Below are 20,779 nucleotides of genomic sequence, written 5' to 3'. Positions count from 1 at the left end.
CGCGGAGAGACAGGGGCCGTGGTTCGCGGCGGGAGTCGAGCAGGCGGACGCCGCCCGTGACGTCCTTCGTCCGACGATCCGGAGCGCCGCCTTGATGGGAGTCGGCCGGGAAAACGACTTCATGGGAATTCCCATGCGCCTGGCGACTGGTGGAGATAACGTCCGCCACCGTTCGAACGACCTGGTCGCCCCCGTGGTTCGGTCGCTCTCAGCAGGTCACCGGGCTTGATCGGCCACTACACCGACGTCGCGCGTTCGACGACGTGACACCTGCGGCCGGGTCGTGGTCATGACGAGGTCGGTGCTGCCGTGCCGGATGTCAGGGCCGCTCGTACGATGCGGATCGCCTCGTCCTCGTCGATGCCGACGCTGGCGATCACGGCGGCGTAGTCGGCGGCGGCCCGGTGGGCTCGCTCCCGGCCTTCCTGGCCGGTGGCCGAGACGAACGAGCCCGCTCGTCCGCGTGTCTCGATCAGTCCGGCCTCCTCCAGTTCCCGGTAGGCGCGGCCGACGGTGTTGGCGGCCAGGCCGAGGTCGGCCGCGAGGTGGCGGATGGTCGGCAGCCGGGCGCCCACGGTCAGCGTGCGGTCCTGGATCTGCCGGGCGAGCTGGGATCGTAGCTGCTCGAACGGCGGTACCGGCGAGGCCGCATCGATGACGATCATCGGACGCTCATGACCTGTCGGGCCACCGTCGCGCACGACGGCGTTTTGAAGCGGAGCGCGATGAGGGCGATCATGCTCAGGATCAGATAGGTGATCGCGGTGGCGCCCCACCAGGTGGGCGCGGTGCCGAACAGCAGCACCATGGGCAGTGACCACTGCACGTTCGGCGTGGTGAGCTCGCGGGCGTCCTCGACGCGCATGATGACGTCGGCGGTGAGCGACTCCTCGTCCTGCGCCACGACCGGGTGGCGTAGCAGGTGGCGCAGCTGCAGGGCGGTGATGGCCGTCGCGCCGAGCAGGCCGATCAGCACGACGACGGCCAGCTGCCGCACGGTGGGATCGGCAACGGCCAGGGCGCTGGCGGCCAGCGCTATCGCGCCGGCGAACGTGGTGCCGGCGAAGAGGGCGTACGGCCGGCCGAGCACGATCCGCCAGCCGGGCTGGATCGGATGGGCGGCCCTGCGCGACAGCGTCGCGGCCGCCCGCTGGTCGACGCGTCGCACCCACCGGTCGAGCAGCGACTGTGCCAGCAGCAGCCCGGCCACGGCCGCGGTCAGGGCCAGCAGCGGTAGCGGGCGATAGGGCTGGGGGTTGCCGAACGCGGAGACGGCGGCCAGTGCGCTGACGATGATCAGCGCGGCCAGGATGAGGTAGGTGGCCAGGCGGGCGCGTTCACGGACCGCCAGCCGACTGGCGAGCAGCGGGGTCGGGCGGGCGTCGGTCAGGCCGTGCCGGGTCAGCCACGCGCCTGCCAGCCGCAGATCGGTCGTACGCGCCGACGGGCCGTCGTCCGGTAACGGTTCACGGGTCATGACATCTCCTTTGACGCAAACTTTGTATCAATAGGATGCGTCAAAGATTGCGACAAAGTCAACGCCCTTGGGCTCTCGTCGCCCCGGTGGCGCGAGCCTCGGCTCAGCGAGGGCCGTCGCCGTGGACCATCAAACGGACGGCGGCCGACACCGCCTCGATCATCTCCTCCTTGGCGGCGACTTCGAAAACGCGCCGCGGCAGCGTGCGCCCCCACCCGGCCGTGGCGCCGGCGGTCTCTTCGTTGGCCCTGACCAGCACCGCGCCGCCGTGAGCGCCGATCGTCGCCGTGACGTACGGTGCCGCCTCGTGGGCCGGGTTCACCAGAATCCCCGCTCGTACCTGTCCAGCCTCTTCCCGGGCGAAACGGCACCCCCGGCGACGCCCTCGGCTGACATCGCACGTACACAAATGAAGCGTCCCGGAGGTCACCTTCCGGGACGCTTCATTGCCGCCCTCGTTAATAGCGCCACTTTTCGCAATGGCGATGCCTGGTCGGCTCCGGTTCCTCACCGCGCAGCAATGTGAGTCGTACCCGTTGCCGGGCCTTGCGCTCCGCCAGGTTGGCATCTTCACCGACGCCCGAATAGGAGCCGCCCACATCGTGCCTGTAGCGGCGACCATCCTCCTCCTGCAAGCGAAGCGGCATCGTGTTGTCCGTCCTGCTCACGTTCTCATGATCCTGCGTTTGGGCGGGATCGTCCAGGACACGAAAAACCTGGGGGTTGGAAAGCGACGGGAACGATCAGGGTACCGCCCCATACAACAACGACCACGAGCACCACGATCGTCGAACGCTTCATGAGCGAGTTCTACTTCGCGGTGCTGACGTCGATGACTCCGATGACGTTGGACACGGGAACGGTGCCGTCAACCCCCACGCGATGGTGGTTACGCGAGTCAAGAGAGACATCGCGATTGTCGCCTTGGACCCAGATACACCCCTCCGGGACGACTATCGGCTCGAAGATGAGCTGCGAAGCCCGCTCGTTGGTCACATATGGTTCATCCACCGGCTTACCGTCAATGACCATCCGATGCTGCGGGTCGCAGCAACCGACCGTGTTCCCTGGAACGCCGATGATTCGTTTGATCATGTAGCCGCCACTTCCGCCCCACGACTTCGGGGGCAGAAAGGCAATGACGTCACCCGTCTTGGGTGTGTACGTCCCGTCGGTCACCGTACCGGTTACCACGGCACCCTTCTTGAGCGTAGGCATCATCGCCTCGCTCGATTCGCGGTAGGACTCTCTTCCTGTCGCCTTGGAAATCAATGGCTCAGGGATGACCGAGCACGCGGAAACCCCCACAACCATAAACAAGATGATCAGTACATATAACGCACGAAACACCATCGCAGCATTATCCGGGCTGGACATCACTCCGATGACTCGCGTCTCATTACGATCTTGCAGCGGGATGCCTGAGCTCGTTCCGCTTCGGCGAACGCCTTTGGTGTGGTGGTCAGGCTGCCGGGGCGGCCTTGTGGGTGTCGGGGCCCACGTAGCCGAAGCCGACCTCCACCTGGAACGTCAGAACCCGTTGTCGTCAAGCACAACGAAAAGCGCCCCGACCATGATTGGCTCGGGACGTTTGTGCTGCTCAGTCGCTGTGGTCAGGGGCGGGGTCGAACCGCCGACCTTCCACTTTTTCAGGCGGAGCGATCACCCGGTTCCCCTCGACGGACACGAGGCCAGAAGGCTGTGGACGGCCGCCGAGGTGTGCTCGCGGTGGCCGACGTTGTCGTCACCGTTGTCGTCAACCCTCGCGTTCCAGAACCGAGACCGGCCGCCCCCCCTCAGACACCAACACATGTTGCCATCGCTGGGGCCAGAACCGACCTGCAAGGAGTAGCCGTCACCCAGCTGTATGCCACTGCTGTACACCACCTCCACAGACACATCCCAACCCCCGACAACCGACAGCCTCCAACCTCCTGGCAGGGACGTGACCCTCCTTTTCGCGCGTTCAGGTTGCGAACAGCGTCTCCGGATCAACATCGCTGATATATTAATCTCAGTTCGTATATACAGACGGGGGTGTCATGACCAAGACCCTGATCGACCTCGATGACGATGCACTAGCCGAGGCCGCGAAGTTCCTCGGCACCTCGTCCAAGAAAGATACGGTCAACGCCGCTCTACGAGAGATCGTTGATCGACGCAAGCGGGCGGCGGCCGTCGCTCGCATGCGGGAGATGGTGGCTGAAGGCGAGATCGACTTCTCAGCCATCGACAAGGGTGACAGTGCACCCCAGGCTGTGGCGTGACAGAGCTCTATCTCATCGATACCAGCGCCTTGGTCCGCTTCTATCGCGGCCAGGTCGGAACAGAATGGGACCAGACGGTCTCTGCCGGGCTCGTCGGCATCTGCGAGCCGGTCAGGCAGGAATATCTCCGAGCCGTCGGCGGTCGGCCGGCCTTCTACGAAGCAGGAAATCTGCTCCAGGAGACCTTCCCGTACTACGTCGTCCCCGAATCGGCCTGGGACGAGACGAGCGAGTTGCAACGCGAACTCGCCGACAAGAGGTGGCACCAGAGTGCCTCCCCGGTCGATCTCCTCATGGCCGTAACGGCTCGGCACCACAAGCTCACCGTGCTGCATGCCGACGCCGACTTCGACACTATCTCCCGCCTGACCGGGCAGCCGGTGCGCCGAATCAACTGACGCATCAACAGAAGATCTTCGGGGATTCTTGAGCTGAGGTTCCCCGTAGTCCGGACACCGGCGGTGCCATCAGGCTCCAGGGTCCGGCGGCTGGTGACGCCTTCGCGCTGTTCGGGGTTGAGGGCGAGGGGACAGAACAGTTCGGACTGGTCGCGTTGAGCGTTTCTTCTGCCGCTGACATTCCTGCGGTGAAGCGGCTCGTGATCCAAGGTGCGGAACTCGCTCCCTCAACGAAAAGAGCGCGTTGTCGTCAAGCACAACGAAAAGCGCCCCGACCATAAATGGCTCGGGGCGTTTGTGCTGCTCAGTTGCTGTGGTCAGGGGCGGGGTCGAACCGCCGACCTTCCGCTTTTCAGGCGGACCAATCACCCTGGTGGGGTGGCGGAGACCGTGCTCAGAGGGTGGTGGACGGTAGCCGAAGTGAGTCCGTGTGTGGGGACGTTGCTGTCAGCGCTGCTGTCACCTCAGCCATGGCAACCGGTGGCAAGTTCCGACGAAGGAGGGGCTTGGCGTCGATCGCCCCAGCAACCAACGGCGGTTACCGAAGTCAGCGATCGTCACGGCCCTGCCATGGGATTCGACAGAGACACCCGCATCAGGAGAGCTCGGACTGTGACTTTCCCATGGGGAGCTGACCTGCAGAAACGCAGCTTCACAGTCGCTCGCCATCCCTGATCATCCCGCGCATGTTCCGCTGGCACCTGACTGCGCCCGTCATCTGACGACACGTGACTCACATCGCTGGGCGGCCAAGCTCCGAAGGAAAACCGGATAACCTGCGGTGGCAGTGTCTTTCAGGCCAGACCGAAGAAGCGCTCGAAGTATGCGTTCAGCTTCGTGATGACGCGCTGCTTCTTGGCGCCGAGATTGTTATCCCTCGCGAAGCGGGAGACCGGTGGCAGGATCTGAGTGATCGCCGTTCCGTTGGTCGCGATCGCCCCGTCGCGGAAGGCCACTTCGATGAATGACTTCGTCTGCTCGGGTCGGAGGCGCTCGGCATCGATGATCTCGGTGAGTTCGGCTTCTTGTCGTTGGGTGACGAAGATGCGCCAGTCGTCGCTGACCTCGCCTGTGACCGATATGAAGTCGACGAACTCCATGATCAGGTCCTTCTTGTTCCGCAGTGATGGGCTGGCGTCGACGGCGTCCTCGATGGCACGTAATGGCGTCCTGCCTTCCTCGCCCATCTTGGCTTGGCCCTCGTCACGCCACCTCTGCGCCAGCATCAGGATGTAGTCGATGTTGACCTCAACCTGCTTTATGAGCTCGATCTCGAATACGACGTCGTCGAGGATCGACTCCTTCTCCCCGGCGTCGCGCTTGCGGTGCTTCTCCCATAGGGCGTTGTAGACGCTGGTGTAGTTCTGCAGCTGTCTCGGTGTCAACGACTCGTCCTCGGCGAACTCGTCGAAGGAGGTCAAGATGTTGCGCAACCTCAGGATCTGGCCGAAGAGCACGACAAATGCCTTCTCGGCCGCCTCGCCGTACGGTTCGGTGCCGGGCGGATACTGTTCCAGGAGCCGCCCAACCAGACTGACGTACGCAGCGTGGTACTCGGCGTACGGCTTGAGTAGAACGACACCTCGGGCCTCGGAGCTACCGAAGAGCGCCAAAGCGTCGTCGACGGCTTTCTCCAAGTTACGGAAACAGACAATATTGCCGTAGGTCTTGACTGAATTGAGGATCCGGTTAGTGCGGGAGAACGCCTGGATCAGGCCGTGGGACTTGAGGTTCTTGTCCACCCACAGCGTGTTCAGCGTGGTTGCGTCGAACCCGGTCAAGAACATGTTGACGACGATGACCAGGTCGACCTCACGCTCCTTCACCCGACGCGAAAGGTCCTTATAGTAGTTCTCAAACTTCGCCCCCGAAGTGTCGTACATCGTGCCGAAAGCTGCGTTGTAGTCACTGATCGCGCGTTCGAGGAAATCGCGGGAGGAGGCGTCGAGTTTGTCGGTGTCCATCGCCTCGTCATCGAGGACACCGCCGACCTGCTCGTCCTCGTTGGCCGCGTAGCTGAAGATCGTGGCGATCTTGAGCGGCTGGTAGGACAGGTCCGCGGCTGCGCGTTCAGCCTGTTGCCGAGCGAACTCGTCATAGTAGATCTTCAGCGCGGGGATTGACGCAGTCGCCAGCATCGAGTTGAAACCACGCACCCGTTTCTCACCCAAGCTGTAACCCTGAGTGCGCATGGTCTTGGTATCGAAGTGGTCGAGAATGTAGCCCACGTTCAATCCGATTCGCTCTGGATTGCGCAGCACCTCCTCGGTGTCGATGGCCTCGACCTGTTTGTCCTCGACCTCGTCCTTGGCTCGCACCGTATTCAGGTAGGAGACTCGAAAGGGCAGAACGTTTCCGTCGTTGATCGCGTCCACGATCGTGTAGGTGTGCAGCCGGTCGCCGAAGATCTTCTCGGTAGTGTCCTTAGTCGCACCGCCCGCGTTCTCCGGGAAGATCGGGGTGCCAGTGAACCCGAACAGGTGGGAGCGACGGAACGCCTTGCGCACTGCATTGCCCATGTCGCCGAACTGGCTGCGGTGGCATTCGTCGAAGATCAGCACCACACGACCCGTGGTGATCTCGTGGCCCTTGTTCTGCTCGATGAACCGCGACAGCTTCTGGATCGTGGTCACGATGATCGTGGCGTTCGGGTCTTGCAGCCGCCGTTTAAGCTCCGCAGTCGAGCGTGATCCGTTGACCGAGTCCTTCTCGAACCGGTTGTACTCTAGTAGCGTCTGGTAGTCGAGGTCCTTGCGGTCCACAACGAAGAGGACCTTGTCGATGCCCTCCATTTTCGAGGCCAGTTGCGCGGTCTTGAACGACGTCAGCGTCTTGCCCGACCCGGTGGTGTGCCAGATGTAGCCACCAGCCTCTGACCTGGTCGACTTTATGTTCCCCGAGGAGACGATCTGCTGCAGGATCCGCTCGGCTGCCACGATTTGGTAGGGCCGCATCACTAACAGCGTGCGGGAGACGTCGAAGACGCTGTACTTCGTCAGCACATTCAGCAGCGTGTGCTTGACGAAGAAGGTCCGGGTGAACGTGGTCAGGTCACCGATACGCCGGTTCTTCGCATCGGTCCACCAGGAGGTGAACTCGAACGAGTTCGAGGACTGTTTCCGTGCACGCTTACCGCCCTCGGCTTCGGCCACCTTCCGTGCTCGCGTCGTGTTCGCGTAATACTTGGTGTGCGTACCATTGGAGATCACAAAGATCTGGACGTACTCAAACAGGCCGGCATCGGTCCAGAACGACTCCCTCTGGTAGCGGTTGATTTGGTTGAATGCCTCCTTCAAGGGCACCCCCCGCCGCTTCAGCTCTACATGTACTAGCGGCAACCCGTTGACCAGGATCGTCACGTCATAGCGATGCTTGCGAGCCGTCCCAGCCCCCTCACCGACCGTCTCGTACTGATTGATCACCTGGAGTCGGTTGGCATGGATGTTCGACTTGTCGATCAGCTTGATGTTCTTGCTCGTGCCGTCGTCACGCGCGAGGACCTGGATCGGGTCCTCCTGGATGCGCGATGTCTTCTCAACGACGCCCTCATTCTTCGAGGCGATCTTCTTGGTGAAGAACCATTTCCACTCATCGTCGCTGAAGACCACATTGTTCAACAGCTCTAGCTGTCTACGAAGGTTTGCCTCCAAGTCAGCCGACGACGTGATGTGAAGTCGCTCGTACGCTTGGTGTCCCAGCATCTTAATGAAACTGGCCTCAAGCTCCGCCTCAGACTGGTAGCTCTGATCACTGCCGCCGTCCGGTTCGTACGTGGCGACCACCGTCGCCTCGTCGCTCACCGCAATCGGCTCGTACCGCAGCGCCGAGTCCGGTGCCTCCGCACCGCCGCCCTGACTCACGCCACCCGCTTCTCAAACTTCAGCAACTTGTCCCGGTAGTGCTCATACTGGTTCCGCCGAGCATCAATCTCGGCATGAAGGCCCGTCGATAGGTCGTTCATCAGTGCATCAAAGGCCTCAAGTCGCTCAGCAAGATGAACTTGCTCTGCACGCGACGGCAAGCGGAATTCGTAGTTGCCGATCTGCGCACCACTCAAGTGAGGCACGGTGTTTCCCGTCTGCACGCTGAGCACATATTCGGTGAAGTTCGGTGAGTCGATCAGTCGACCCAAGAACCGCTCATCAACTTGCGCAGAATGAGCTCGCATCCGCGCCACACGCTGTACGAGCAAAGCCGGCACATCGCCTTCCTTGATCTGCGCCCACTTTAGACCGGCCGGGATCCATGGTCGGTCCATCGCCAAGACTACGTCGCCTTCTCTGAGCAAAAAGGGATCGAGTGCGTCATTCTCGTTCCGGAGCCAGCGCTTGTAGCCTTTATGCTTGAGACGGCCCTGTCCGATGTTGTCTCCTCGGATCAGACGTATTGCAGCAGGATCTTCGGAGAATTCTTTGCTCTTGAATGCGAATCCGACGCGAATATCAGCAACTTCGCGCAACTTGACCTTAGGCCATGACTTTCCCGACGCAGGCAGACGAAGCATCAGATCACGGTAGTGCCCATATTGGCGGGTTCGGGCTTGCAGCTCGGCTTGCAACTCAGCTCGCAACTCAGCTCGCAACTCAGTCATATTATCGAGAATCCGCACGATCTCGCACTGCACCTCAGGCGGCGGAACCGGGATCGTGATCCTACTCAAGCCACTACTGGAGAGCCGCTTCATTTTGGCGCGGGAGACATGCTGTTCCTTTTCAGTACGAAAGGTACTGGTCTGGAAATAGTAGGAGACGTAGGTCGGATCAAGTTCACTCCGGAACAGGAACGAGTCATCGTGGAACGCGACCTCTCCTTCGCCGAGCCAAGCCACGGCCTTGCCCACGTCCTCGACCGTCTCCCCGACGCCAGCAACGATCACGTCCCCCGGCTGCGCGTAGCGCAGCTGGTTACGCAAGTCCTCTCTTACGTGAGAGATTGTAGATTCCGTGGACACACCGTATTCAGTGTAGATCTCCCCGTAGTGGATACAGGGGATACCTTTCTTGACCATGTCAGCTTTGGTAAAGCGGCGTCCCCGGATGAAGGTTCCGATCTCGCCGAGCATCTTGACCTCAACACCATCCGGGCAGTGCTCGGCAAGCAGCCTGTCGATCTCACTCATGGTGCCATCGCCCCACTCGAAGGCACGTTCAACTGGTTTATAGTCCACCCAAGTGCATCGATCGCCCGCTTCATCTCCTGATCGCTGGCGACATTCCGGATGATGCCGATGACCAAACTTCGGCAGGGGTGGTACTTCTGCAGGGCAATTTCCTCACTTGAATCTCCGTGAACGATCTCACTCAGCTCACTGAATAACTTGTATCCGTCACTGGAGAATGCCGCCGGAATAATGTGATGCTGTTCATCAACCTCTTGCAGGAGGTTGCGGAACGGCTTGCGACCACCATTGTTTCCGGTGGTGGATATGCCTGCAATATCTGCGACCTGCTTGGTGATCGCTTCAAAGATTTTCCGAAGGTAAACCATAGCCCCCGTACCAAGTTGTACCTCGTAGGCGAGCTGCGCACGCTCCAACAGATCATCGAAATCACCGGCGCCGACTTCGACCCGACTCGCCATGCCGCGCCGGTTGTCTACGTAGCGCTCCAACCGCACGGTCGGCGCCTGTCCGTCCAGTTCATCCCTGGACACCACGAGGAACCAAGCTTCTACGGTCGCTTTGCAGACTGGGCATTTGAGGCACGCGTCGATGCTCACCACCCGATCACCAACACCGAGGCAGGACAGCTTGTCACCCGACATGAACGTCCGAACGTTGTCGCAGGTCTTGCACTTGAAATTGATAGCGACCTTGCCGACCTCGATCGTCTTGTGTTTACCCCAAGGCAGGCGAGCATTGAGGAAGCGCTCCACCTGTGCCTCCTCCTTCACAGGGGCTTTGGACAATAATTCAGACAGTCGCATCGACAGATTCCAGGTCGCCGACAATGGCGTCGATTTGGGTGCGCAGCTCAGCTTGGCGGGCGACTATCCGAGCAATTTCGACGTTCAACGCCTTGATATCGACCGCTTCGCGGGTGTCCTCGGCCGCGACGTACGAACTAACCGCGATGTTGTACTTGTTGTCACGGATAGTCTCGTAGTCGACCATGGCTGCGAAGTGGTCGATGGCCTCCCGGCGCGTGAACGTCTCCAAGATCTTGGCTTGGTGGCTGGCGGCGAGCTTGTTTTTATTGCCCTGACGCATGAACTCGGCCGAGGCGTCGATGAAGAGCACCTGGTTGTCGATCTTCGACTTCCTCAGCACAATGATGCAGGTCGCGATTGTCACCCCGAAGAAGAGGTCCGGTGGGAGCTGGATGACGGTGTCGACGTAGTTGTTGTCGATCAAGTACTTGCGGATCTTCTGCTCCGCACCGCCGCGGTATAGCACACCGGGGAACTCGACGATTGCGGCCGTGCCGTTGACCGCCAGCCACGACAACATGTGCATCGTGAACGCCAGGTCAGCCTTCGATTTCGGCGCCAGCACACCGGCGGGGGCGTACCGCTCGTCGTTGATCAGCAGCGGGTTCGAATCACCTTCCCAGCGCGTGGAGTACGGCGGGTTGGAAACGATCGCCTCGAATGGCTCGTCGTCCCAGTGGTACGGGTCAATCAGCGTGTCGCCGTGGGCGATGTCGAACTTCTCGTACGGAACATCGTGCAGGAACATGTTAATCCGGCACAGGTTGTAGGTGGTCAGGTTGATCTCCTGACCGAAGTAACCCTGCCGCACCCCATTGGGCAGCACCTTTTTGAACTTCAGTAGCAGCGAACCCGAGCCACAGGCGGGGTCATAGACCTTGTTCACCTCGGTCTTGCCGACAACGGTGATCCTAGCGAGCAGCTCGGAGACCTCCTGCGGCGTGTAGTACTCCCCGCCGGACTTGCCGGCCGAGGACGCGTACATCTGCATCAGGTACTCATAGGCGTCACCGAACAGGTCGATGGTGTTCTCGTTGAACTCGCCGTTGCCGAAGTCCAGCGACCCGATTGCATCGAGGAGCTTGACCAGCTTCTCGTTGCGCTTCACGACGGTCGGGCCGAGCTTGCCACTGTTGACGTCGAGGTCAGTGAAGAGACCCTTGATGTCATCCTCGGAAGCGGTACCAACCGCACTGGCCTCAATGTTGGTAAACACCCGCGCCAGAGTCTCGTTAAGGTTCTCGTCCCTGTTGGCCCGCTCGCGGACGTTCGCGAAGAGGTCCTGGGGCAGGATGAAGAAACCCTTCTCCTTGACCGTCTCCTCACGCCCGAGCTCGGCATCCGCGTTGGACAGGTAACGATAATCGAAGTCCTCGTTGCCTGCACTGCGCTCCGCCTCGTTGAGGTAGGCCGTCAGGTTCTCGGAGATGAACCGGTAGAACAGCACCCCCAGCACATACGTCTTGAAGTCCCAGCCATCCACGCTTCCACGTAGATCGTTGGCGATCTTCCAGATCACCCGGTGAAGCTCAGCTCGCTCCTGTTCCTTCTTACGGTCCTCAGCATTGATAGTCCAGGCTGGCACGGTCGTCACAAGATGAAGTCTTACCAGAGCCCGCCGACATCTCGCGCCGCCAATGGCGGAAGATCCCCAAGACCGCGCCAACGTGAATGCTCGTTGTTACAGACCCCGCTGTACTCGGTAACGCACTGATTCGGCATCTGGCTGTCGGCGTGGGTGTTCCTCAGCGCGTGGGCGGTGCTGGCCGCGACCGGCCGAAGAGCCGCAGCGCGGCCAGCGACCGCCCATGCGCGCGAGACGCCGCAGGCGGCACGCGCCTTGAAACCGTAGAGAAAGTTCTCATCCGGAGTAGGCGAACTCCGATGATCTTGAACGCATGGTAGCTGTTACGACGTTCTTACCTGGTGCTTCACAGGTTGTCGCTGAGCGGACTGCCGTGGTCGCAGGTCAAGCCGACGAACACCAGGGTTACTTCGATCTCGCCGATACGCCGGGGACCGAGGCCCCAGACCTGATTGAGCTGGCGTGTGCGCAAAAGCGTGATGACGTCTGCGACCGTGTCGAGCCGGTCGAACGAAGCTCCGCAGGCTTGCGTGAGCGGGTTGTAGGCCCTGGCGGACAGCACGGGCCTGAGGCACTCGATCGGGCAGGCCAGCGTGATCGCGTGATGGGTACAAGTCATCGCCGCGGTTGAGGTCTGATCAGAGGGCGGCGTGACTGGAAGCGCTCGACGCGGGCCGCGAGTTCCTCGGCGGTGTCAGCGGTGAGCGTGGTCGTGCGGCCATGGAGGGCGAACCACCGATACGCGAAGGGGTTGTAGAGGAACGCCCAGGCGGGGAAGCGCTCGCGGAGAATGCGTAGCGCTGGGGGTGTGGTGCTCATGGAGCGGGTGGGGGTAGCTCGACCCAGACCGTTCGGCCGGCGGCGTCGCCCTTGACTCCCCATGCGCTGGTGAGGGCGGTCACGAGGTAGAGCCCTCGTCCGCCTTCGCGGTTGGGGGTAGGGAGGCCGAACGCGGCGGGGCCGCCCTGGTCGGCGATCTCTATGTAGGCGGTGCCGTCGGGGTGGCGCTTGACGGTCGCGGTGAAGAGTCCGTTCGGCTGTCCCGTGCGCGTGTGCTCGACGGCGTTGGTCGCCAGTTCGCTGGCGATGAGTTCGGCGTCCGGGTGGTCGGGGAGGTGAGTCTTCACGAAGCGGCGGGCCGCGCGCACCTGTTCCTTCTCTCCAAGGAAGGTTCGGTGCCATCTTCCGGCGCCTTCACGGCTGTCTGGGGGTGGGGTCATCGTCGGCTCACCTCGCGATCAAGCAGGTCAGGGGCACTCGCCATGTGACTGATACTTAAAGTACGAGTACCATACTTATAGTGCAAGCCACTTGGGGTACTTGCGCCGCACAATAAGTACTGATCTCGTAGAGGCTCCGACGAAGGAGGACACCCATGTTCGGTCTGATGGTCCGATTCACCTGTAAGGACGAGGCAACCGCCGAGGCATTCGATCAGCTGGTCGGCGAGACCATCGAGAAGATCCGCGACGGTGAGCCGGGAACGCTGGTGTACGCATCGCACCGGGTCGACGGCCAGCCGCTCCAGCGGATCTTCTACGAGCTCTACCGGGACCGCGCGGCCTTCGACACCCACGAGGAGCAGGAGCACACCAAGCGGTTCCTGGGCGCTCGGGAAGAGCTGCTGTCCTCGGTCGAGGTCGACTGGCTCACCCTCCAGAGCGGCAAGGGAACGGCGGGGTGAGCACCGAGTACCAAAGAGCCCTGGGGCGACGCATCGCCCAGGAACGCAAGCGACGCGGCCTGTCACAGCCGGAGCTGGCGCGGCTGGTCGATCGGTCGGTGGCGTGGATCTCGCAGGTGGAGCGCGGGGTCCGCAAGGTCGATCGCATGTCGGTACTGGAGAAGGTCGCCGAGGCTCTCGACATCCCGCTCTCAGAGCTGGCCGCCGAGGCGCCGGTAGTCGCCGCTTCCGCCGAGGAGATTCCGGGAACGGCCGGTCTGCGCCTGGTGCTGTCGGGAGCACACTCCCTGCGGGCCATGCTGCACTCGGCCCCTGTCCCGGCCACGTCGGAGATCAAGCCGCGGGTCGATCGGGCCTGGGACCTGACGCACGAGAGCCGGTATGTGGAGCTGGCCGATCTGCTGCGGGGTCTGGTGCCCGCGTTGGAGTCGGCTGCTCGATCGGCTCCTGAGGAGCGGCGGGCGGAGCTGTTCGAGTTGCTCGCGGTGACCTACCAGGCGTGCTCGGCCGCGCTCGCCAAGCTCGGTGAGCCCGAGGCCGCGTGGATCGCCGCAGATCGGGCGATCGTCGCCGCGGAGCGGGCGGGCAACGCGCTGATGATGGCGGCCGGCGCTTTCCGGCTCGGCTTCGTCTTCCTGGGTGCGCGTCACTTCGACCAGGTGGAGGAGACGGCTCGTACGGCCGCCGAGGCTCTGTGGTTCATGGTCGACGAGGGCAAGCCCGAGGCCATGTCGCTGTGGGGTGGACTTACCCTGCAGCGGGCCGTGGCCGCTTCCCGGCTGAACGAGGCGGACACCGCGTACCAGCACCTGGCGCGGGCTCGTGAGGTCGCGGAGCGGTTGGAAGAGGGACGCAACGACTACAACACCGAGTTCGGTCCGGCCAACGTCGCGCTTCACGAGGTGGCGGTGGCGGTCGAGCTGGGAGACGCCGGTCACGCGCTGCGAGTCGGGACGGCGGTCGACACCTCGCCGCTTTCGAGTGAGCGGCGCGCGCGGCTCCAGATAGACCTTGCTCGCGCTCATGCCCAGCGTCGTCAGGTCGCAGAGGCCGTGTCCGCACTGCTGGAAGCCGAAGCCATCACGCCGGAACAGATACGGAACCACCGAATCACCTACCAGCTGGTGTCCGATTTGCTGACCATGCAAGACCCGCCCTCGTCTGAGCTGCGGGAACTCGCCGACCGAGTTGGAGTGTAGAAAAAGTACGTGCACTAATACTAAAAGTACTAGCAGGTACTCGCGGTGCGAGGTAGCGTTTGTGTTGACGCTGAAGCTCTCCCCAACAGGAGGTGACAGCCCAACGCAAACGCTCTTCTGCGTTTCAGGGGCAAATAGCGAAAGACCGCTCTTGAAGAGCGGAGACAGGCCACACATGAAAGTGGCCTGAGCGGGAGACCCGCCCAGGCCGGATGCGGTCAGCACCCTAGTTGGCGCTTCGATGCTATCGCGTTCGGTTCTGACGGCGTGCGATCTCCCTCGTCCCCCATGCCCTGCTCAGTAGGCAGACGAGAGGTGTTTTCAGCATGCGCAACATCCCCATCCCGGTCGATGTCTCCCGGCTCCAGTTCATCTGCGTGAAGGCTCCGTGCCCGCGCATCGTGAACAAGGAGACCGGCGAGTTGAAGACCGACAAGGCCAGCGGCCAGACCGTCTACGAGGTGCTGTTCTCCGTTGAGGACGCCTTCGGCAAGATCGAGCTGGTCAAGATCGGCGTCGTCGGAGAGCCCTCGGTCTTCCCCGGCAACGAGGTCAAGCCTGTCGGCCTGGTCGGCTACGTCTGGGAACTGTCCGGCCGCTGGGGCATCGCCTACCGCGCCTCGGCACTCCTGGCCGCCACCACCGTGGAGGCACGCGGTGTCTGACGGTCTTCTCCTCACGCTCGGAGTCCTGGCCACCTCGGTGGCCGGGCTCTGGGCCTGGCACCGCTGGCACCACCGGTCCTTCTGGCTGTGCCTCGGCTACCCGCTGACCGCCGTCACGGTCCGCTTCACCTGGCGCAAGGTCACCTTGGGCTGCGGACTGACCAAGAAGCGGCAGCGCTTCTGGTTCACCACCGTCCCCGGCCTGATCTCCTCGACCGGCCTCGTCCGCGTCAAGCGACGCCTGCAACGAGTCGCGGTCGACACCAAGCCGTGGATGTGGCTGCCCATGCCGACCCGTCACGGCTGGCGCGTCACCGTCCGTCTCCTGGAGGGACAGATCCCCGAGGACTACGCCCAGGTCGCCGACCGGCTCGCGCACTCCTGGCGCGTACACGCCGTACGCGTCTCCTCGACCAAACGGGGCCGCGTCACCCTCGCCGCGACCATCCGAGACCCGCTGGTCCGGATCAGTCAGGTTCCCGTCTCGACCGAACTCCTCAAAGTCACCGTCGGCCGGTTGGAGACCGGCTCCCCCTGGGTCATCGACTTCCGGACGGTCCCGCACTGGCTCAACGCGGGCGCCACCCAATCGGGCAAGTCGAACCTGGCCAACGCCCTGATCATCGGACTCTCCCCGCAACCGGTCGCGCTCGTCGGCTTCGACCTCAAGGGCGGGGTCGAGTTCACCCCCTACGAACCTCGCCTCTCAGCGCTGGCCACCTCCCGCACCGAATGTGTGGAACTGCTGGATGACCTCGTCGCGCTGATGGCCAACCGGATGGCCGTGTGCCGTACGGCCGGAGCGCGCAACATCTGGCAGCTGTCCAGCGACCGGCGGCCGGTTCCCGTCGTGGTCCTGGTCGACGAACTGGCCGAGCTGTATCTGATGGCCGACAAGTCCGAGAAAGACGAGATCGCCAAGACGTCAACGGCGCTGCTGCGGGTTGCCCAGCTCGGGCGGGCGTTCGGGATCTATCTGTTCTGCTGCGGCCAGCGCATCGGCTCCGACCTCGGTCCCGGCGTCACTGCGCTGCGCGCTCAGTGCTCGGGACGGATCTGCCATCGCGTCAACGATCCCGAAACCGCGACCATGACCCTCGGCGATCTCGACCCTGCGGCGCTCGTCTCCGCTCGGGCCATCGCCTCCGAGACACCCGGCGTCGCGATCGTGGCCGGACAGGACGGCCAGTGGTACCGGGCGCGCTCCTTCTACGTCTCCGAGCAGGCCGCCGAAGACGCCACTCACACCTACGCCAATCTCACTCCGTCCTGGGCGGAGATCACGGCCGGTACCCACTGCGCCGAGGTGACCGATGCCGACCTCGCCGAGTTCCTCACCCCTGACCCCGTACTCCCGGAACTCCGGAAGGGCTGACCACCATGCGACGCCTCGCCTCCTGGTTGCTGGACTCCGGTCCCGTCATCGTCCTGGCGCTCATCGCCGGTGCCGGCTCTTTCTCCCACGTACGGAAGACAGCGGTGGAGCACGGGCAGACGGGCTGGATGGCCTGGGCGGTGGCCGTGTGCGTCGATCTGACCTGCGTCATGGCCGCCCGTGAACGCCAACGCGACAAGGAGATCGGCCGCAAGCGAACCGGTCCGCTCTCCTGGCCGACCTTCGTCCTCGTCGCCGGGATCGTCCTGTCCCTGGCCGCCAACCTCCATCAAGCCGAACCTTCTGTGTGGGGCTGGCTGACAGCAGGGATTCCCGCTGCGGCGTTCCTGATCGCCGTCTCAATACTGGAACGCCGGGCGACCGGTCCCCGCCCCGAACCCTCCCCGGCCGTACCCGAGTCGGTCACCGCGCTTCCGGTTCTCCTCCCCGTCTCCGACGACGACCAGGGCGACGGCGCCGAACCGTCTCCCGCGCTCCTCGACTACGCCCGCCGCGTGGCCGACGAGCATCACGCCAAGCACGGCAAGCCCATCACCCTCGACCTGCTACGCGCCCGTTTGGGCGTCTCCGGCCAGCTCGCCTCCGACCTACTGCGCCACCTGCGCACGGCGTGAAGGGAGTTCTCCATGCCTGCCGAGACCGAGCCACTCCAGGTGGTTCGTTACCGCTGCTGCACCTGCAACGGAACCGGCGTCACCGGTGACGGCGAGACCTGCCCCGACTGCGACGGCATCGGGATCGACAACCACGGCGCATAGCCGTGAGCGCCCCCGCGTGGCCACACAACCGCCAAGTTCCGCGCCACGCCGGGGGCCATCCCTCACAGATCACTCTGCACAGGACGGAACCCATCTTGCCCACCCTGACCGATCCACACGCGGTAGCCGGAATGATCTCCCGGCTCCGCGATCCCCACTATGAGCGCTGGGCCTCCCAGATCCGCCGGACCGGCGGCTGCCGACAGCCGATCCACCTGCGCGGAAAGGTCGAATACTGGGACCGCGCGACCGGCACGCTCCTGCACCGCTACAGCACCCACCTGGAACCGGACGGCGTACTGCGGGTGGCCTGCAAGACCCGCCGCGCGACCCGCTGCCCGTCCTGCGCCGAGACCTACCGGGCTGACACCTACCAGCTGGTGCGCGCGGGCCTGGTCGGTGGCAAGGGTGTCCCGGCCTCGGTGAGCGCGCACCCCTGCCTGTTCGTCACACTCACCGCGCCGTCCTTCGGACCGGTGCACGTACGACGAGAGAAGAACGGCAAGGTCCTGCCCTGTCACGCCCGCCGCGACGCCGAGACGTGTCCGCACGGACGGGTCATGTCCTGCATCTCCCGGCATGGGGCCGACGAACCGTGCCTCGGTGAACCGCTGTGCCCGGAGTGCTACGACTACGCGGGCTCGGTGCTGTTCAACGCGATGTCCCCGGAGCTGTGGCGACGCTTCACCGAGGCACTGCGCCGACGCATCGCCAAGAACGCCGGACTGACCCAACGGGAACTACGGGAACAGGCCGTCATCTCCTTCGCCAAGGTGGCCGAGTACCAACGGCGCGGGGTCGTCCACTTCCATGCCGTGATCCGCCTCGACGGCTCGGAGGGACCGGTCACGGCTCCCTCGGCCTGGGCGACGGCCGACCTGATGACGGACGCCGTACGGCATGCCGCCTCGGCGGTCGCGGTGACCGTGCCGAAGGTTCCCGGTGAACCAACGCGGGTCTTCCGGTGGGGTGCGCAGCTCGACGTCCGGCAGATCAGCATGGACGGCGACCTCTCCGAACAGGCCGTCGCCGCCTACATCGCCAAGTACGCGACCAAAGCCGCCGAGTGCGTCGGCACGCTGGACCGGCGCATCAACCTCCTCGACGACCTGGCCGCCCTGCCGATCCGCGACCACCCTCGACGGCTCATCGCCGAGTGCCTGCGCCTGGGCGTGCTCGACGAGCTGACCGAATTCCGGCTCGTGCAATGGGCTCACATGCTCGGCTTCCGCGGCCACTTCTCCACGAAGTCACGGCGCTACTCCACCACCCTCGGCGACCTCCGTGCCGACCGGGCCGACCACATGCGCGACGAGGCCGTCAGCACCGGCCGACTCCCCCTCTTCGAAGAGGACACCGTGCTCATCACCTCCCACTGGGACTACGCCGGACAGGGTCTGTCTGCCGGTGAACGGCTCCTCGCCGCCGCCTTAAGCGGCACCGATCTACTCCCTCCCACACTCCCGCCGGAGGCCGCGCATGGATGACGAGCAACTCCTGACCGTCGACGAGGCCGCCGCTCGCCTCCGGGTGAGCCGGTGGACCCTCTACTGCCTGATCCGCTCGAACGAGATCCGAAGCCTGAAGATCCGCCGTCGCCGTCTCATCCCGGTCGACGCGGTGGCCGAGTGCATCCACAACCTGATGGAGGCGGCGTGATGACCAGGACAGCACTCGGTACGCCCGAAGAAGAGCCGAAGCGGCAGAGCAAGCGCCGCATGCGGAAGCGCTCCAACGGTGAGGGAAGCATCTGGCCTCGGAAGGACGGCCGGTACGGCTACGCCGCCTTCGTGCCCACCACGGGCGGAGCCGTCAAACGCGTGCAGGGCTCGGCTCGATCCCAGGAAGACGCGCGGAAGAAGCTGACCGAGCTTCTCAAGAACTCCGACGAGGGCATCCCCGTCTCCTCGGAGAACTGGACGGTCGGCGACTACCTGAACTACTGGCTCAAGTACATCGTCCGTGAGGAGCGGCGTCCCAAGACCTACCAGGGCTACGAGAGCGTCGTCCGGCTGCATCTGGTTCCCGGCCTGGGCAAGCGGCGGCTGAACAAGCTCAACGCCCAGGAGGTCCGGCTGTTCATCACCCGGACCCGCACCGAGTGCCAGTGCTGCAAGCATGGCTGGGACGCCTCTCGTGAGACTCCCGTCTGCTGCGCGCTCAAGGACGGCGAGTGCTGCGAGTCCCGGCTGTCGACCCGCATGGTTCAGTCCGTACACGCCGTACTCCGCAACGCCCTGGAGTCCGCGGTACGAGAGGAAATCATCCCGCGCAATGCGGCCAAGCTCGTCAAGGTCCCGGTTCCCAAGTACAAGGTCAATCGCGGTCTGACCGTGCCTCAGTCGCGTGCGGTTCTCAAGGCTGCTCACGAGCATCGGCTGTCGGCGCTCTACGTCCTGGCGCTCTGCCTCGGCCTGCGGCGCGGGGAGCTCCTCGGGCTCCGCTGGGTGGACATCGACCTCGACGGCGCGAAACTCGAAGTGATCCAGACCCTCCAGCGGGTCGGGGGCCGACTCCAGTTCGTCCGGCCCAAGACCAATGACTCCGAGCGGACTGTCCCGCTTCCCTCGATCTGCGTCGAGGCGCTTCGGGAGCACCGCAGGCGACAGTTCGCCGAACGCTCCGACCGCTGGGACGACTGGGAGGAACACGGCTTGGTCTTTCCGTCTCGGCGTGGAACGCCCATGGAGCCGGACAACCTCCGACGAAGCTGGGGAGCCATCCGCAAGGCCGCCGGCCTCGGCGACATGCGCTTTCACGACCTCCGCCACACCTGCGTGACCCTGCTGCTCAACCTCGGCGTACCGCCCCAGGTCGTCCGCGACATCGTCGGCCACAGCGACATCGAAGTGACCATGACCATCTACGCCCATGTCTCCCTCGACGACAAGCGCAACGCCCTCGGCAAACTAGGGGATGCGCTCGGCTGAAACCCAATTCCTAGATCGCCTTGGCCACTTCGGTCAGGGCGATCTTCGTTTGTCGGGAGGATCTTTTAGAAGTTCGGCGTATACCAAGATTCGGCGTGCTCCGCTGCTTTAGCCTGGGACAGCTACACCTGCGGGACAGCAGTCCGCACCGCTTCCTCACCGATCTATGTCGGGTGCTGTGTTTTAGCCCCGACAGCGAGAGGAGGTGATGTATGTGACCGCAAAGCACCGGCGTCCACAAAGATCGTGGGCGTGGGTGTGGCCCGTCCTAGACGCCGTGACAAGGTTGGCACCGTTAGCGGCGGCTTTACTAGCTCTTATGAGCTAGTGGACGGGCCCTTCCCTTCGTAGCTACGCCCGGCTCGGCTACCAACCGAGTCGGGCCAGCTCACCGTGTCGCTAGCGGTTTTGCTGGCGACATTGGCCTCGTTCCGACTTGCAAGAACCTAGCGTAGCTCGGACACATATGAGGTTGGCAGCGATTCCTAGATT

Annotated in this window: 23 protein-coding genes and 2 tRNA genes; 11 read left to right on the top strand and 14 right to left on the bottom strand. The window is 63.6% G+C overall.

All coding sequences use genetic code 11. From position 1 onward, the window contains the following. Window positions 1-287: 287 nt before the first annotated feature. The 6 genes from ACFY3D_RS12155 to ACFY3D_RS12130 form a co-directional block, all read right to left on the bottom strand. Window positions 288-665 (bottom strand): GntR family transcriptional regulator, encoded by a 378-nt coding sequence (locus tag ACFY3D_RS12155; RefSeq protein WP_362907457.1) that lies wholly within the window; start codon window positions 663-665, stop codon window positions 288-290. After that, window positions 662-1,477, bottom strand: a complete 816-nt coding sequence (locus tag ACFY3D_RS12150) for a hypothetical protein (protein ID WP_389978211.1) — start codon at window positions 1,475-1,477, stop codon at window positions 662-664. Before ACFY3D_RS12150 ends, ACFY3D_RS12155 begins: the two co-directional genes overlap by 4 nt. Window positions 1,478-1,580: 103 nt before the next feature. Next, window positions 1,581-1,799, bottom strand: a complete 219-nt coding sequence (locus ACFY3D_RS12145; RefSeq protein ID WP_389978208.1) for a hypothetical protein — start codon at window positions 1,797-1,799, stop codon at window positions 1,581-1,583. Window positions 1,800-1,935: 136 nt separating this feature from the next. Continuing rightward, window positions 1,936-2,145: a hypothetical protein gene (locus ACFY3D_RS12140; protein WP_389978205.1), complete on the bottom strand. Its 210-nt coding sequence runs from the start codon at window positions 2,143-2,145 to the stop codon at window positions 1,936-1,938. A 142-nt stretch (window positions 2,146-2,287) separates the two neighbouring features. Then, a complete protein-coding gene (lepB, locus tag ACFY3D_RS12135) occupies window positions 2,288-2,830 on the bottom strand; it encodes a signal peptidase I (protein WP_389978202.1) in 543 nt (180 codons plus the stop codon). A gap of 257 nt (window positions 2,831-3,087) precedes the next feature. After that, a tRNA-Phe gene (locus ACFY3D_RS12130) sits at window positions 3,088-3,154 on the bottom strand. A gap of 365 nt (window positions 3,155-3,519) precedes the next feature. On the opposite strand from ACFY3D_RS12130, the gene ACFY3D_RS12125 reads away from it, so the two are divergent. Beyond that, window positions 3,520-3,744: a type II toxin-antitoxin system VapB family antitoxin gene (locus tag ACFY3D_RS12125; protein WP_389978199.1), complete on the top strand. Its 225-nt coding sequence runs from the start codon at window positions 3,520-3,522 to the stop codon at window positions 3,742-3,744. Beyond that, complete coding sequence (locus tag ACFY3D_RS12120; protein ID WP_389978196.1) at window positions 3,741-4,142, top strand: PIN domain nuclease; 402 nt, start codon at window positions 3,741-3,743, stop codon at window positions 4,140-4,142. The genes ACFY3D_RS12125 and ACFY3D_RS12120 overlap by 4 nt, the downstream gene beginning before the upstream one ends. 314 nt (window positions 4,143-4,456) lie before the next feature. Here the strand turns inward: ACFY3D_RS12120 and ACFY3D_RS12115 are convergent. The 8 genes from ACFY3D_RS12115 to ACFY3D_RS12080 form a co-directional block, all read right to left on the bottom strand. Beyond that, a tRNA-OTHER gene (locus ACFY3D_RS12115) sits at window positions 4,457-4,513 on the bottom strand. A 423-nt stretch (window positions 4,514-4,936) separates the two neighbouring features. Continuing rightward, on the bottom strand, window positions 4,937-8,002 hold the full coding sequence (locus ACFY3D_RS12110) for a type I restriction endonuclease subunit R (RefSeq protein ID WP_389978192.1): 3,066 nt from the start codon (window positions 8,000-8,002) through the stop codon (window positions 4,937-4,939). After that, complete coding sequence (locus ACFY3D_RS12105; protein ID WP_389978189.1) at window positions 7,999-9,261, bottom strand: restriction endonuclease subunit S; 1,263 nt, start codon at window positions 9,259-9,261, stop codon at window positions 7,999-8,001. Before ACFY3D_RS12105 ends, ACFY3D_RS12110 begins: the two co-directional genes overlap by 4 nt. Next, window positions 9,258-10,016: a hypothetical protein gene (locus ACFY3D_RS12100; RefSeq protein ID WP_389978186.1), complete on the bottom strand. Its 759-nt coding sequence runs from the start codon at window positions 10,014-10,016 to the stop codon at window positions 9,258-9,260. The genes ACFY3D_RS12105 and ACFY3D_RS12100 overlap by 4 nt, the downstream gene beginning before the upstream one ends. A 37-nt stretch (window positions 10,017-10,053) precedes the next feature. Then, a complete protein-coding gene (locus tag ACFY3D_RS12095; protein WP_389978183.1) occupies window positions 10,054-11,664 on the bottom strand; it encodes a type I restriction-modification system subunit M in 1,611 nt (536 codons plus the stop codon). Window positions 11,665-12,001: 337 nt separating this feature from the next. After that, window positions 12,002-12,274, bottom strand: a complete 273-nt coding sequence (locus ACFY3D_RS12090) for a hypothetical protein (RefSeq protein WP_389978180.1) — start codon at window positions 12,272-12,274, stop codon at window positions 12,002-12,004. After that, on the bottom strand, window positions 12,271-12,474 hold the full coding sequence (locus ACFY3D_RS12085) for a hypothetical protein (RefSeq protein WP_389978177.1): 204 nt from the start codon (window positions 12,472-12,474) through the stop codon (window positions 12,271-12,273). Before ACFY3D_RS12085 ends, ACFY3D_RS12090 begins: the two co-directional genes overlap by 4 nt. Then, window positions 12,471-12,803 (bottom strand): ATP-binding protein, encoded by a 333-nt coding sequence (locus tag ACFY3D_RS12080; RefSeq protein ID WP_389978174.1) that lies wholly within the window; start codon window positions 12,801-12,803, stop codon window positions 12,471-12,473. Before ACFY3D_RS12080 ends, ACFY3D_RS12085 begins: the two co-directional genes overlap by 4 nt. 227 nt (window positions 12,804-13,030) lie before the next feature. On the opposite strand from ACFY3D_RS12080, the gene ACFY3D_RS12075 reads away from it, so the two are divergent. The 9 genes from ACFY3D_RS12075 to ACFY3D_RS12035 all read left to right on the top strand — a co-directional run bounded on the left by ACFY3D_RS12075 (window position 13,031) and on the right by ACFY3D_RS12035 (window position 20,287). Next, the gene (locus ACFY3D_RS12075; RefSeq protein ID WP_030905153.1) at window positions 13,031-13,339 is read left to right on the top strand and encodes a putative quinol monooxygenase; all 309 of its coding nucleotides are present in this window, start codon (window positions 13,031-13,033) and stop codon (window positions 13,337-13,339) included. Continuing rightward, window positions 13,336-14,538, top strand: a complete 1,203-nt coding sequence (locus ACFY3D_RS12070) for a helix-turn-helix domain-containing protein (protein ID WP_389978171.1) — start codon at window positions 13,336-13,338, stop codon at window positions 14,536-14,538. Before ACFY3D_RS12075 ends, ACFY3D_RS12070 begins: the two co-directional genes overlap by 4 nt. Before the next feature lie 326 nt (window positions 14,539-14,864). After that, window positions 14,865-15,203, top strand: coding sequence for a hypothetical protein (locus ACFY3D_RS12065; protein ID WP_389780257.1), 339 nt, complete (start codon window positions 14,865-14,867; stop codon window positions 15,201-15,203). Beyond that, window positions 15,196-16,578: an FtsK/SpoIIIE domain-containing protein gene (locus ACFY3D_RS12060; RefSeq protein WP_389978168.1), complete on the top strand. Its 1,383-nt coding sequence runs from the start codon at window positions 15,196-15,198 to the stop codon at window positions 16,576-16,578. Before ACFY3D_RS12065 ends, ACFY3D_RS12060 begins: the two co-directional genes overlap by 8 nt. Window positions 16,579-16,583: 5 nt before the next feature. Continuing rightward, entirely contained in the window at window positions 16,584-17,213 is a 630-nt protein-coding gene (locus ACFY3D_RS12055; RefSeq protein WP_389978166.1) for a DUF2637 domain-containing protein, read from the top strand. A gap of 12 nt (window positions 17,214-17,225) precedes the next feature. Beyond that, on the top strand, window positions 17,226-17,357 hold the full coding sequence (locus ACFY3D_RS12050; protein ID WP_389978163.1) for a hypothetical protein: 132 nt from the start codon (window positions 17,226-17,228) through the stop codon (window positions 17,355-17,357). A 131-nt stretch (window positions 17,358-17,488) separates the two neighbouring features. After that, the gene (locus ACFY3D_RS12045) at window positions 17,489-18,844 is read left to right on the top strand and encodes a replication initiator (RefSeq protein WP_389978460.1); all 1,356 of its coding nucleotides are present in this window, start codon (window positions 17,489-17,491) and stop codon (window positions 18,842-18,844) included. Continuing rightward, a complete protein-coding gene (locus ACFY3D_RS12040) occupies window positions 18,837-19,016 on the top strand; it encodes a helix-turn-helix domain-containing protein (protein WP_389978160.1) in 180 nt (59 codons plus the stop codon). The genes ACFY3D_RS12045 and ACFY3D_RS12040 overlap by 8 nt, the downstream gene beginning before the upstream one ends. Further along, window positions 19,016-20,287: a tyrosine-type recombinase/integrase gene (locus ACFY3D_RS12035; protein WP_389978157.1), complete on the top strand. Its 1,272-nt coding sequence runs from the start codon at window positions 19,016-19,018 to the stop codon at window positions 20,285-20,287. The genes ACFY3D_RS12040 and ACFY3D_RS12035 overlap by 1 nt, the downstream gene beginning before the upstream one ends. Window positions 20,288-20,779 lie beyond the last annotated feature (492 nt).

The organism is Streptosporangium sp. NPDC000509, assembly GCF_042898365.1.
GTDB lineage: Bacteria > Actinomycetota > Actinomycetes > Streptosporangiales > Streptosporangiaceae > Streptosporangium.
This window is presented reverse-complemented; position numbering and strand designations above follow the sequence as displayed.

Excerpts from the sequence above, each read along its gene's own strand:
- lepB (WP_389978202.1), bottom strand. The coding sequence starts at position 2,830 with ATGGTGTTTCGTGCGTTATATGTACTGATCATCTTGTTTATGGTTGTG.
- ACFY3D_RS12085 (WP_389978177.1), bottom strand. The coding sequence starts at position 12,474 with ATGAGCACCACACCCCCAGCGCTACGCATTCTCCGCGAGCGCTTCCCC.
- ACFY3D_RS12090 (WP_389978180.1), bottom strand. The coding sequence starts at position 12,274 with ATGACTTGTACCCATCACGCGATCACGCTGGCCTGCCCGATCGAGTGC.
- ACFY3D_RS12055 (WP_389978166.1), top strand. The coding sequence starts at position 16,584 with ATGCGACGCCTCGCCTCCTGGTTGCTGGACTCCGGTCCCGTCATCGTC.
- ACFY3D_RS12035 (WP_389978157.1), top strand. The coding sequence starts at position 19,016 with ATGACCAGGACAGCACTCGGTACGCCCGAAGAAGAGCCGAAGCGGCAG.
- ACFY3D_RS12075 (WP_030905153.1), top strand. The coding sequence starts at position 13,031 with ATGTTCGGTCTGATGGTCCGATTCACCTGTAAGGACGAGGCAACCGCC.
- ACFY3D_RS12045 (WP_389978460.1), top strand. The coding sequence starts at position 17,489 with ATGATCTCCCGGCTCCGCGATCCCCACTATGAGCGCTGGGCCTCCCAG.
- ACFY3D_RS12125 (WP_389978199.1), top strand. The coding sequence starts at position 3,520 with ATGACCAAGACCCTGATCGACCTCGATGACGATGCACTAGCCGAGGCC.
- ACFY3D_RS12155 (WP_362907457.1), bottom strand. The coding sequence starts at position 665 with ATGATCGTCATCGATGCGGCCTCGCCGGTACCGCCGTTCGAGCAGCTA.
- ACFY3D_RS12040 (WP_389978160.1), top strand. The coding sequence starts at position 18,837 with ATGGATGACGAGCAACTCCTGACCGTCGACGAGGCCGCCGCTCGCCTC.
- ACFY3D_RS12050 (WP_389978163.1), top strand. The coding sequence starts at position 17,226 with ATGCCTGCCGAGACCGAGCCACTCCAGGTGGTTCGTTACCGCTGCTGC.
- ACFY3D_RS12065 (WP_389780257.1), top strand. The coding sequence starts at position 14,865 with ATGCGCAACATCCCCATCCCGGTCGATGTCTCCCGGCTCCAGTTCATC.
- ACFY3D_RS12150 (WP_389978211.1), bottom strand. The coding sequence starts at position 1,477 with ATGACCCGTGAACCGTTACCGGACGACGGCCCGTCGGCGCGTACGACC.
- ACFY3D_RS12105 (WP_389978189.1), bottom strand. The coding sequence starts at position 9,261 with ATGAGTGAGATCGACAGGCTGCTTGCCGAGCACTGCCCGGATGGTGTT.